Source organism: Bacillus sp. V33-4, from assembly GCF_002860225.1.
Taxonomy (GTDB): domain Bacteria; phylum Bacillota; class Bacilli; order Bacillales; family Cytobacillaceae; genus Bacillus_BJ; species Bacillus_BJ canaveralius.
This window is the reverse complement of sequence record NZ_PGVC01000045.1, coordinates 1-13,119: the sequence shown is the minus strand read 5'-3', so window position 1 is coordinate 13,119 and position 13,119 is coordinate 1. Positions and strand designations below refer to the sequence as shown.

The 13,119-nt window shown below is 37.9% G+C and carries 5 protein-coding genes; all 5 read left to right on the top strand.

Features of this window, described 5'->3' with window-relative positions:
• The first annotated feature begins 24 nt into the window (after positions 1 to 24).
• The 5 genes from CVD23_RS16430 (at position 25) to CVD23_RS16410 (ending at position 12,976) form a co-directional block, all read left to right on the top strand.
• Complete coding sequence (locus tag CVD23_RS16430) at positions 25 to 3,429, top strand: glycoside hydrolase family 31 protein (RefSeq protein ID WP_101666598.1); 3,405 nt, start codon at positions 25 to 27, stop codon at positions 3,427 to 3,429.
• 18 nt (positions 3,430 to 3,447) lie between these two features.
• Entirely contained in the window at positions 3,448 to 5,781 is a 2,334-nt protein-coding gene (locus CVD23_RS16425) for a glycoside hydrolase family 31 protein (protein ID WP_257988579.1), read from the top strand.
• Positions 5,782 to 5,792: 11 nt separating this feature from the next.
• Entirely contained in the window at positions 5,793 to 7,472 is a 1,680-nt protein-coding gene (locus CVD23_RS16420) for a glycoside hydrolase family 13 protein (RefSeq protein ID WP_101666633.1), read from the top strand.
• A gap of 121 nt (positions 7,473 to 7,593) precedes the next feature.
• Positions 7,594 to 10,854 (top strand): TIM-barrel domain-containing protein, encoded by a 3,261-nt coding sequence (locus CVD23_RS16415; RefSeq protein WP_219619932.1) that lies wholly within the window; start codon positions 7,594 to 7,596, stop codon positions 10,852 to 10,854.
• A 43-nt stretch (positions 10,855 to 10,897) separates the two neighbouring features.
• Complete coding sequence (locus tag CVD23_RS16410; protein WP_101666595.1) at positions 10,898 to 12,976, top strand: glycoside hydrolase family 31 protein; 2,079 nt, start codon at positions 10,898 to 10,900, stop codon at positions 12,974 to 12,976.
• The last annotated feature ends 143 nt before the right edge of the window (positions 12,977 to 13,119 follow it).

The window sequence follows — 13,119 nt, the reverse complement described above, 5'->3', positions numbered from 1 at the left end:
CTTCTAACATAAGGGGAGAGACATATGGATCCAAAAATGATGTACAGTAAGCTGCTTAAAGCTCATGTATTCCAGTTAAATAGCGATTATCCATCCTCGGAAGAAATTCTTCTTAATCATAAACCTCAACTCGATAAAGACAGCATATACCTTATTGCTACCTGGCTATGGAATGTGAAGAACCATTTAAAAGAAAAGAACAGTGAAAGTTTGAAAGAAATTAATCTTCAACCCTATTTAACGTTTCTCCAGGAAAATTGGAGAAAACCTTTTGATTGTATCTGGGGAGAGGGCAAAAAAGATATTCATGTTTCGAACATTGCAATGGTATATGCGGCATTAACCGAATCCAAAAATAGCCTACAACAATATGAACTCCAAAAAACAATCACGGAAATCAGAGATTTTGTCTTTGACTCTTTACTTTCTGGTGGGATGTTGCTTAATGCGGTCGAAGAACGGCAAATTTCATTGGATATGCTTACCGCAGTTATGCCATATGGATTGTTTTCTCCGGAGGACTTAATTGTGGTCGAAGCAGTTGGTCAAATTGAAAGACAGTTAGTGAATAAGGCAGGAGTACTTAAAACGATTGAAAGCAAGAAAGAATCTTCTTCAGCAACCGCGCTATTGTCATTATATTTTTTGGAAAAGGGCAACTATGAAAAAGCGAATACATATTTAAATTTGGCAAAAAGGTTGATTGAAAAAGAGTCGACAGAGGAATCCGAGCTTGGAACAGTGATTATTGAAATTATAGAACACTATAAGGTTGATTCAATAGAAGAGTACAAAATTGTACATACACCATATGGCAATCATAACATTTACGAACCACAGCTTACAGAACGCAGTCCTCAATATCCGACTACTGAAGAGCCTATAACAGTAGCATGCCAGGTATGGCCTGAGGGAGAAGTAGATTCGGTTTTATTGACTTTAAAATCAGCTAGCGGTGAAATTGTAAAGACAAATGAGTTGACCAGGAAATATGTTGAGGATAAAAAAGTGTACATATGGACTGGAACTATAGAGCCCCTGACCAAGCAGGAGGAATTCAGTTATCAATTCTCTGCTTATAAAGGCGGGAACCTTAAGGTGCAATCAGAATGGTATTCAATCACACCTCTAAAACGACGGGTATTAAATGAATACCGCTTATTTGAAAAGGCTGAGAATGAAGTTGTCTTGTTAGGAAAAGATGAAGATGGTTTTTCACTGCAGTTCAATCTGGGGTTCAATGAAGACCAGTTTTATATGAATATTGATTCCAATACTAATCAAACCATTTTCCATGAAGAGAGTAAAGATATTAATCTTAGGTCCCTAAATCAAGAATATATTGTTGACCTGAAGTTAGATCCATTTTTTATTTGTCTCAAGGATGCCGACAGAACTCTTTTAAAGTCTCATGAATTCCTTCCGTTCATTGAATGTACGACTGATGAAAATCAGTTTATAAGAGATTTAAAGCTTAACTTGCATACACCGTCGAACGAAAGCTTTTATGGATTTGGTGAGAGATATAACGCTGTTGAGCAGCGCGGGAATATTATTGATTGCTATGTTTATAACCAGTATCGTGATCAGGGTACAAGGACTTATATGCCAGTTCCTTTTTTTATCAGTTCACTGGGATATGGCTTGGTGGTTAATACCAGCAGGTACACCCATTTTGATATCGCTCACTCATTGAGGGATGCCATGTCTATTAAGATACGGATGTCAGAAAAAGAACAAAGTACATCCATTACGGCATTCTTAGGAACACCAAAAGAAGTGATTGAAACCTATACTTCGAAAACTGGAAAACCAGTATTACCACCAGTTTGGGCTTTTGGACCCTGGATGTCGAGTAATAACTGGGACAGGGACAGTCTAGTCCGTTCAGAAGTTGAGAAAACTAATGGCTATCAGATACCAGCGACTGTTCTGGTCCTGGAACAGTGGAGTGATGAAGCCACTTATTATATGTTCAATGATACCCAATATAATGTGAAAGGTAATGGAGATAGCCATTCCTACAACGAAATGGAATTTTCTGAATGGGGACGTTGGCCGGATCCTAAGGGGTTGTTTAAATACCTGCATGATAATGGGCTAAAAGTTCTTCTATGGCAGATTCCGATTAAAAAGTACTTGAACAGGCAAACGGATCCACAAAAAGACGCAGATGAAAAATACATGCTGGAAAATGGATATGTTGTCAAAAAGAAAGATGGATCTCCATACAGAATGCCTGAAGGATGGTTTAAGGAAAGTCTGTTGATGGACTTTTCAAATCAAGAAGCCAAAGAATGGTGGTTTAGCAAACGGAAGTATCTGCTTGAAATCGGAGTGGATGGATTCAAAACAGATGGGGGGGAATTCGTGTTTGGAGACGAATTGCTGTTTGCTGATGGGAAAACTGGCGATGAAATGCGCAACTTGTATCCAAATAATTATATAGAGGCTTACTACAGATTCGCAAATGACTTTAAAAGCGGAGATGCAATAACCTTTAGCCGTGCAGGATATATGGGAGCTCAAAACTTCCCTGCTCATTGGGCAGGGGATGAGAGATCGACTTTTGACGCCTTTAAGCGATCTTTGGCTGCAGGTATCACTTCTGGAATGTCAGGAATTCCATTTTGGGGCTGGGACTTAGCAGGATTCAATGGTGATATTCCAACGGCCGAATTGTTTGTTAGATCTGCGGCGATGGCGGCCTTTTGTCCAATCATGCAATATCATGCTGAAAGCAAAGGTGAGTTTAATCAGGACCGCACTCCATGGAATATTGCGGAGAGAACCAAGCAAGACATTGCAATTGATGGATATCGATTTTATGCCAATGTCCGAATGAACTTGCTCCCTTACATTTGGAACGAAGCAAGAAAAACTAGTGAAACAGGCATCCCATTGATGCGCTCCTTGTTTATGGAGAACCCTGAAGATCAACGAGGTGAAGGAGTATTCGACCAATATTACTTTGGATCTTCTTTATTGGTTGCTCCTGTAACAGAAGAAGGTGCAACTTCTAGAAAAGTATACTTCCCTGAGGGAACCTGGTTTGATTTTTGGACTGGGAAAAGAATTGTTGGTCCTGCATATGAAATGATTGATTCACCAGTTGAACATATCCCTGTTTACGTTAAAGAAGGGGCAGTTATTTTAACGAATGTGGACCAATCCCTTCAATTAGGTTCTTGGGTATATAATGATATTACTAGTTATGACAGACCATTATTAAGGATTTACTTGAAGGAAGGATTATCAGAAACTATCAATGACCATCTGAATAATCAATGGAGTGTTGACGTCTTGGAAGAATCGGATAGGTGGACGATTACAGTAAACGGACCTACAGAAGATTTTGATGTTTATCATCCTGACGAAGCTAATCCAGAAGGAAAAGCTGTATTTGTAAACGGAAAGAAAAAAGCTTGAGTACATGGAGGAATGAATGTGTTAGATACAACTAGTTATGCAATCCTTCCATCACAGGAAAAAATCCAGGAGGAACCGAAATTACACGTTGGGTCAGTCAAATCTTTCTCCTGGAAAGATCATATGCTATCAGGGACTAATGAGCATGGTGAGTTCTTGATTTATTTTGCAGAAAAAAAGATTCCCAGGATTATAATAAATCCATTTGGAAAAGCAGACTCGGCATCGAGCATTGCTGTTTCACTTAAGCAAGTTCCTCTTGAGGCATCGTTTTATGAAACACACGATCATTTAATTATCAGTAGCGGGCCAGTAATGGTAGAGGTTGCAAAAGATACATTCGCAATAAGGATATCGAATGATCAAAAAACAATTTTCCAATCCGCCAGTCCTTCATCATTTTATAAAAGCAGTGGTGAAGTTTACTTTGATGTACTTATGGAGACTGAGGATGCCTATTATGGCTTTGGAGAGAAGACAGGTTTCTTGAACAAAAGAGGCTCGAAACTGTCGATGTGGAATACGGACGTTTATGCACCACACAATAAGGACACGGTCGAGCTATATCAATCCATCCCGTTTTTTACTGTTCATAATAAGCAGAGATCGTATGGGCTTTTCTTTGACAATACATTTAAAACCGAATTTGATACTCAAACATATTCAAATAAATACAGGATGAGTGCTGATGGAGGCCAAATTGATTTCTATCATTTTGTTGGAGAAGATTTAAAGGAAATCACCACCCTTTACAGCGAGTTGACCGGTAAAATGAGTCTTCCTCCAAAATGGGCGATTGGATATCACCAGTCCCGCTACAGTTATCGCTCAGAACAAGAGGTATTAGAAGTCGCCAATCGTTTCAAAAAAGAAGGAATCCCGTTGGATTGTATATTTTTCGATATCCACTATATGAGGGATTATCGTGTATTCACCTTTGATAAGGATCATTTTCCTCAACCTGACAATTTAATCTCAACACTATTAAATGACGGGATCAAGGTTGTGCCAATTGTAGATCCAGGAGTGAAAAAGGATGTTCAGTATCCGGTGTACACAGAAGGGGTAAAGAAGGGCCTGTTTTGTAAGTATCTTGATGGGCAGATTTATTATGGAGATGTCTGGCCGGGGAAGAGTGCATTTCCGGACTTCATGAATTCTGACGCAAGAAAATGGTGGGGTAGCTTACACAAGTTTTATACCGATCTCGGGATAGAAGGAATCTGGAATGATATGAACGAACCCTCTGTCTTCAATGAAAACAAGACCATGGATCTGGATGTGATGCATGATGTGGATGGAGAACCGAAACCTCATTTGGAAATGCATAATACTTACGGACTTTACATGAGCAAAGCAACTGCAGAAGGACTTGCGGAGCTTCTTCCCGATAAGCGTCCTTTCGTTTTGACCCGGGCTGGTTATGCGGGTATCCAAAGGTATGCCACCGTCTGGACGGGAGATAACCGAAGCCACTGGGAGCATCTTGAAATGTCACTGCCGATGATCATGAATCTTGGCATGTCAGGAGTTGCTTTTACTGGAGCGGATGTTGGCGGTTTCTCTTCTGACTGTACACCTGAATTGTTGACCAGGTGGACACAGGTCGGGGCTTTCATGCCTTATTTCAGGAACCATAGTGTACAGGACAGTATCCGCCAAGAGCCATGGGTATTTGGTGAAGACACAAATGAAATGGTTAAGAAGTACATCAAACTGAGGTATAAATGGCTTCCTTATCTATATTCGCTGTTCCATGAAACGTCCCAAACTGGAGTCCCAATCGTTCGTCCACTTGTAATGGAATATCCAGAGGATGAAAATACATTTAATATCAGTGATCAGTTCCTCTTGGGAAGCAACGTAATGATTACACCTATTTTAAGGCCAGGGATGACCCATCGATCTATCTATCTTCCGGAGGGAACCTGGTATGATTACTGGACCAAAGAATTATATCAGGGCGGAAAACATGTATTAATTGAAGCCGCCTTAGATAAGCTGCCGATTTATATAAAAGAAGGAACCATTCTTCCTATTGGGTCAGATGTTCAAAACACAACAGAAAAGCAAACCCTTGAGTTAGAAGTTTATGCTGGTGATAAAGGTGAGTTCCAGTTGTATGAAGATGATGGAAGCTCCTTTGGCTATAATGCGGGCCAATATTCCATTACAAATTTCCAAACTGAAATGAATGCTGGTTATCTGAGCATAAAGGTGAATATAAGCGGTGAAATGAAATGGAAAAGCCAAATAAAAAAGATGAAGGTATATGGCTGCTCGGGAGACGTTAGGGTTGAGAATTTATCTGAAGTAAGGGAGCCAGAGAAATGGAAAATAGAGATACTGTAATCGAAAAACTTATGAATGATCAACAATGGTGGAAAAAAAGTGTCGTATATCAAATCTATCCTAAAAGTTTTTACGATTCCAATGGAGATGGTATTGGGGATCTGCAGGGAATTATCCAAAAGCTTGATTACTTAAAAGAGCTTGGCGTGGATGTGATCTGGCTAAGTCCTATCTATGACTCTCCAAATGACGATAATGGTTATGACATAAGCGATTACTACCAAATAATGAATGAATTTGGAACAATGGAGGATTTCGACCAGCTTCTTGATGCTGCTCATCAGCGAGGATTGAAAATCATCATGGATTTAGTAGTGAATCATACTTCTGATGAACACTCCTGGTTTGTAGAATCGAAGAATGGCCTGGATAATCCGTATCGAGACTATTACGTTTGGAAGCCAGGAAAGAACGGAAAAGAGCCGAACAACTGGGGATCGATTTTCAGTGGGCCGGCATGGGATTATGATGAGAATACAAATGAATATTATCTTCATTTGTTTTCAAAAAAACAGCCTGATTTGAACTGGGAAAATCCAGCTCTAAGAAATGAGATTTATACCATGATGAAATTTTGGCTCGATAAAGGCATAGACGGTTTTCGTATGGACGTCATTAACTTTATTTCTAAGGTCCCTGGTCTTCCGGATGGGGAGGTTAAAGAAGGAGCAATGTATGGGGATGGCGGTCCATACTTCGTAAACGGACCAAAGATTCATGAATACTTGAGGGAGATGAATGAACAAGTTCTTTCTCATTACGATATTTTGACTGTTGGGGAAATGCCTGGTGCGAGTACTGAAGATGCGGTCATTTACACAAATCCTGAAAATAAGGAAATTAACATGATTTTTACCTTTGAACACATGAGCTTAGATAGTGGTCCTACTGAAAAATGGGATCTCAAACCTCTGAACCTGGTTGATTTAAAGGAGAATCTGACAAAATGGCAGACTGAATTGCATGGCACAGGATGGAATAGCTTGTATTGGAATAACCATGACCAACCAAGAATTGTCTCCCGGTTTGGGGATGACCAAGAGTACCGGGTGGAATCTGCCAAAATGCTTTCGACTTGCTTACACATGATGCAGGGGACGCCTTATATTTATCAGGGTGAAGAAATCGGGATGACCAATGTGAAGTTTGAATCGATCGAACAATATCAAGACGTCGAGACGTTAAATATGTTTAGAGAAAAACGTTCACTTGGAGTTCCAACAGAAGATATCATGAACTCAATTTATGTAAAAGGCAGGGACAATGCCAGGACTCCTATGCAGTGGAGCGATCATCCTCATAGTGGATATACAAAAGGCACTCCATGGATTGAAGTAAATCCGCGCTATAAAGAAATTAATGTAGAAGCAGCGCTAAAAGATAAAGAGTCTATTTTTTATCATTATAAGCATTTGATTTCTCTTAGAAAGAAACTGGATGTCATCACAAAAGGTGACTTCAATCTAATATTTAAGGATCATCCAAAGATTTTTGCATATGAGCGAAGATGTGAGAATGAAAAGCTTGTTGTGTTGTGTAACTTTAGTAGCGATGAAATTGTAATTGATGATAACAAATTATTGTCAGAAATCACTACAGGTAAATTAATTGTTCAAAATTATAAGGAGGTTGAAGCTGGATCCTCAATCACTTTAAGGGCTTTTGAAACGCTTGTATACCATGTGAAATAATAATTGTTTATCTATGAAGCCACCATACTGTGGTGGCTTCTAAAAAACATAGATAAAAGGCTTCTATGAAAAGGAGGTATAATTTTTTTATCTAACAAACTCAATTATTTAGTAAAGGAGAATGTTAATGAAAAAAACATTTAGTCTTTCTTTGGCAATGATACTCTTCTTCTCAACATTTATTGTTGCTCAGGCAATCGATGGGGTATGGCATAGCCCTTATGGAAAAGATGATTTGTATGAAATTGAATCTACAGAGAGATTCCCTCGTGATCCTGAAGCTGGCCAGAATGTTTATATTAAATTGAACACTTGGCCTGTTGAAATGGGGCAATCAACATGGGTGTCTTGGAAGAAGAATGGTATTCAACAACTGAATAAGAATGGTGACTGGAAATACAACGAAGGGAATAATACTTTTTGGGAAGTTAATTTAGGTTCATTTAATAAGGGGGATGTAATTGAATATTATGTTCACGCCAATAAAGATGGTGCTAATGAAAAGAAAATAGGGCCTTTTTCCTTTACAGTCACAGGCTGGGAAACTATTTCGAAAATAAATAGTGCAGCAAACTTAAATAATAAGGTGGAACTTTCTGCAACCCCCAATACAGGAAGCTTCCAGCCAAAAATAGGAATCTCTTTCACCTCAGATGAGACTTTTAGGTTTCAGCTATCTCCAAATGGAAGCTCAGCAACTACTTCAGGGTTATCTAACTACACACTTTCCGAGACTACTTCAGAGATCAATATTTCAACTTCTAAAATTAGAATCAATATTAATAAGAACCCATATAGATTAAGCGTCTATAAGATAGATGGCACCTTGATTGCAAAGGAATATGATCCATCTATAAATAGAAATGTGGGTTGGCTTACTGATGGTCGAGACCTGATTACAAAGGTACAAAACAACTGGTATACACCTACCAATGAAGAATTTTACGGATTTGGTGAGAGGTATAACAATATCCGCAAAAGAGGTACTAATGTAGATACCTATGTGTATAACCAATATCGAAATCAAAATGAAAAAACGTATACTGCAATACCGTTCTTTTTAAATACCAAAGGGTATGGTGTTTTGGTTAATTCAACTTATTACTCTAATTTTAAATTAGCAACAGAAAAAGCTGATATGCACACTTTTACCTCTGATTCTGGAGGGAAAAAGACCTCAATGCTTGATTATTACTTTTTCGGTGGAAATAGTTTTAAAGAAGTAATGTCCAACTATACTTCAGTAACTGCTAAGCCGACTTTACCTCCTAAATGGGCGTTTGGACTTTGGATGTCTGCAAATGAATGGGATCGTCAATCAGAAGTTATTAGTGCTATTAATAATTCAAAGCAACATGACATTCCTGCTACAGCAATTGTTTTAGAACAATGGAGTGATGAAAACACCTTTTATATCTTTAACGATGCACAGTATACATCAAAAGCGGGTAGTGAAGCCTTTAAATATTCCGATTTTACATTCCCGCAAGAAGGAAAATGGCCCAACCCTAAACAAATGGTAAACGATGTGCATGCTAACAACATGAAACTACTATTATGGCAAGTTCCTATTCAGAAATATACTTCTTACGCATATCAGCAAAAGGATAATGATGAGGCTTATATGATTTCTCAAGGATATGGCGTTAAAACTAAATCCGGCTCACCATATAGACTTCCATCAGGAACATGGTTTGGAGATAGTTTGCTATTAGATTTTACTAATCCACTTGCTGAAAAATGGTGGCTCTCCAAGAGACAATATTTATTAGATGAAATAGGTATTGATGGTTTTAAAACAGACGGTGGAGAGATGGTTTGGGGGAGAGATACTCTCTTTTCTAACGGTAAAACAGGCGATGAAATGAGAAACCAATATCCAAATGAGTATATTAGAGCATACTATGATTTTGCCAAACAAATTAACCCTGATAGTATGACCTTCAGCCGGGCTGGAACAACAGGAATACAAAAATATCCAGCATTGTGGGGTGGGGATCAAGATTCTTCCTTCTATGCATATCAGCAAGCTATAAATGCTGGTTTAACATCAAATTTGTCAGGGGTCCCTTTCTGGAGTTGGGATCTCGCAGGGTTTACAGGAAATTATCCTAGCTCTGAGTTATATAAGCGATCAACTGCAATGGCTGCGTTTTCCCCAATAATGCAGTTCCATTCCGAGAAGGCATCTCCATCTCCAAGCGAAGAAAGATCTCCGTGGAATGCAGCTGCTAGAACAGGAGACCAAAGTATTATCTCTACTTTTTCTAAATTTGTTAATACTCGGATGAATTTACTACCTTATATTTATAGTGAATCAAAGAAATCTAGTGATACTGGTATACCTTTAATGAGAGCCATGGTCTTTGATTATCCTAATGATTCAAGCACATATGGTTTAGATCAACAATATATGTTTGGTGATAGTTTGCTGGTTGCTCCTATTGTTAAAGAAGGTGAGACACTAAAACAAATTTATCTACCTGATGGTGAGTGGGTTGATTTTTGGTGGGGTGCCTCTAAACCAGGTGGAAGAACAATTAACTATTATGCAGGGGTAGATGATTTACCGGTAATTGTTAAGGATGGAAGTATACTTCCAATGAATTTAAATGAACAATATAAAGTCGGAGGAACGATTGGGAACGACTTAAAGAACCATACAAATCTAACTTTTAGAGTGTATCCAAAAGATACTTCATCTTATCAATGGTTTGATGATGTGAATAATAATACAAAAACAATACAGGTAGATGAAAATGAATCTTTAAGTAGAATTACTGTAACTCTACCTGGTATTAACCAAAAGACCACATTACAAGTTCTTGCATCCAAGCCGAGTAATGTGTTGCTAAATGGTGTGGCTATGCAAAACTTCCAAACTAAACAGGATTTTATTAACTCTACTGGGTGGTACTATGATTCTTATGAAAAACTAACTTATATTAAAACTTCAGCAGGTACTTCATCCAGGACTATTTCATTAGAAGGAGTAAATAAGTCTGAATATGAAGCGGAATTTGCAACTTTAACAAGTGTGACTACAAATAACAATCATATTGGATATACAGGTACTGGATTTGTGGATGGTTTTGAAACTTCCGGGGACAATATTACCTTTGATGTTCAGGCTGAAGCAACAAGATCATATAAACTTAAAATTAAGTATAGTTCTGCAGGAGGGAATGCCAAGCGGTCTGTTTATGTAAATAACACCAAAATCACAAGTTTGACTCTTCCACAGACAGCAAATTGGGATACATGGGGGCTCGGAGAGATGACTGTATACCTGCAAAAAGGCGTCAATACCATAAAGGTACAATTTGATTCAACTGATAGTCTAGGTATAAACGTAGATAACATTTCTATTAAACCATTATAAAAAAAGGGGGGGAAACCCCTCTTTTTGGGAGTGATATGATTAAATGAAAAAGTATTATAAGTATATAACTATAATAATATTTTCTCTTTTTATCCCATTATTAGCCGCGCCGCAAACAAACGCGTACACTTCATCATTAGGAAATGTTTTGAATGTAAATGTGACTGCAGATAAAGCCGTTTTAACGATTGATAATGGGATAGAACCAAATGATGATATATTAGAAATTAAAGTTCTGAAATCAGACTTATTGGAAGTTAACTATAGACCTAATGGGATTTCATACAGTCCAGATACTCCCATGATAGATTCCAGTAAACAATGGTCACAAGTTGGAGCTAACATTCAGAATCTTTCAGAGAAGTTGTTAATAACAACTTCAGATATGATTGTTGAACTAACCAAATTACCTGCACGAATGACTGTAAAAAAAAGCGATGGAACCATATTACTCTGGGAGCCATCCGATGGTGGTGTATTTTATGATGGGATAAAGTTCCAGCATAATCCATCTCATAATATCTATGGAATCAGAAGTTTTGATGCCTTCGATAATGGAGGGGATTTGTTAAGGAACAATAGTAATCATCCAGCACATGCTGGTCAACAAGGTGATTCAGGCGGACCGTTTTTATGGTCAACAAGCGGTTATGGTGTGTTAATTGATAGTGATGGAGGATATCCACTAACGGAATCAGCAACCGGAAAACTAGAATTTTATTATGGTGGCACACCAGTAGAAGGTAGACGATATACTAAACAAAACGTAAAGTATTATCTTATGATTGGAGAACCAGAGAAAATAATGAAGTCATTCTCAGATGTTACTGGAAAATCTCCTCTCTTACCTAAATGGGGACTAGGATTCTCCAATTTTGAGTGGGATACGAACGAATCTGAAATGACTAACATGGTTGACACATATAGAGCTAAGAATATTCCTATTGATAGCTATGGATTAGATTATGACTGGAAGAAGTATGGAGAAAACAATTATGGGGAATTTGCCTGGAATACAACAAAATTCCCAAGTGCTTCAACTACGGCATTTAAAGACTCTATGAATAACAAAGGCATAAAAATGATTGGTATTACAAAGCCGCGAATAGTAACAAAGGATGCTTCTAATACTCGTACACAGCAATATTATGATGCTGAAGCAGGAGGTTATTGGTACCCAGGGCATAATGAATATCAAGACTATTTTATTCCAGTAACAGTTAGGAGTATCGATCCTTATAATTCAGGAGCACGTACTTGGTTATGGGATAAATCGAAACCGGCTTTTGATAAGGGCATTGTTGGATGGTGGAATGATGAAACAGATAAAGTTTCTTCAAATGGAGCTGAATACTGGTTCGGAAACTTCACTACAACACATTTATCACAAGCAATGTATGAAGGGCAAAGAAGTTATACAAATGGGGCTAAACGTGTGTGGCAAACAGCAAGAACTTACTATCCTGGTGCACAACGATATGCAACGACTTTATGGTCTGGAGATATAGGAATTCAATTCCGAAAAGGAGAAAAGGTAACGTGGGCTGCTGGAATGAAAGAGCAAAAAGCAGTCATGCTCTCATCGATTAATAATGGGCAGCCTAAGTGGGGAATGGATATTGGTGGATTTAATCAAAACAGTGGAACAACTAATAATCCTAATCCTGAACTATACACCCGATGGATGCAATTTGGTGCCTTTACTCCTGTTTTTCGTGTTCATGGTAATAACTATCATCAAAGGCAACCGTGGTTTTATGGAAAAACTGCTGAAGAGATAACCAAGGGGTATATACATCTACGATATAAACTTTTTCCTTATATGTATTCCAGTGAAAGAGAGACTTATGACACAGGTGTAGGGCTAGTAAGGCCACTAATGTGGGAATATCCAAGTGATCCAAATACAGCTAACAATACAGATTCCTGGATGTTCGGTGATAGTTTACTAGTTTCACCGATTGTTGAAAAAGGCCAAAAATCTAAAAATATATATCTTCCAACTGGAAAATGGATAGACTATTTTAGGGGTATAGAGTACACAGGATCGCAGACTATAAATTATGACACTAGCGTTGCACAAAAAATCTATGAAAAAGTCAAGGATGAAAAAATGGAATAAAAATCAAAAATATTCCATTAAATAACTTAACGCAATATTCAGTTTTTATTTATTTGAGTAACTGAGAAAAAAGGATAAGAGGACCTAGTTGAAGGTAGTCCTTATCCAGTTTTTTACAAATTAACAAATAGGGTCATAGTTTT

Excerpts from the sequence above, each read along its gene's own strand:
- CVD23_RS16420 (WP_101666633.1), top strand. The coding sequence starts at position 5,793 with ATGAATGATCAACAATGGTGGAAAAAAAGTGTCGTATATCAAATCTAT.
- CVD23_RS16410 (WP_101666595.1), top strand. The coding sequence starts at position 10,898 with ATGAAAAAGTATTATAAGTATATAACTATAATAATATTTTCTCTTTTT.
- CVD23_RS16430 (WP_101666598.1), top strand. The coding sequence starts at position 25 with ATGGATCCAAAAATGATGTACAGTAAGCTGCTTAAAGCTCATGTATTC.
- CVD23_RS16415 (WP_219619932.1), top strand. The coding sequence starts at position 7,594 with ATGTTAATGAAAAAAACATTTAGTCTTTCTTTGGCAATGATACTCTTC.